At 47.6% G+C, this 294-nt stretch carries 1 pseudogene; it reads left to right on the top strand.

What is annotated here, in order from left to right:
- A pseudogene (locus LPKJCM_RS13645) lies at window positions 1–294 on the top strand (ISL3 family transposase); the annotation flags it as partial.

Below are 294 nucleotides of genomic sequence, written 5' to 3'. Positions count from 1 at the left end.
TTGGCTATGGTTGGCGGAAGACCACGATTAGATTTGCTAAAACATTGGGCAGCACCGTTATCCTATGTCTCAATCGGCGATACTTTCACTGTAAGGCCTGCCAAACCAACTTTCTGGCACAGACGAGTGCAGTGCCGGCGCACTGCACAATCGCGAATACGACCCGGAAACAATGTTTAGAAAAACTGACCGAACCCGTTTCTCTCAAACACATTGCTAATGAATTATCCACTTCAGATTCATTCGTTGGTCGTCAGCTCTTGCGCGCTGAACGGGACTTTCAAACTAATTGGC

This window comes from Lentilactobacillus parakefiri, assembly GCF_002157585.1.
GTDB classification, from domain to species: domain Bacteria; phylum Bacillota; class Bacilli; order Lactobacillales; family Lactobacillaceae; genus Lentilactobacillus; species Lentilactobacillus parakefiri.
Note: the sequence above shows the minus strand (reverse complement) of the source record. Positions and strands in the feature narration are given on the sequence as shown.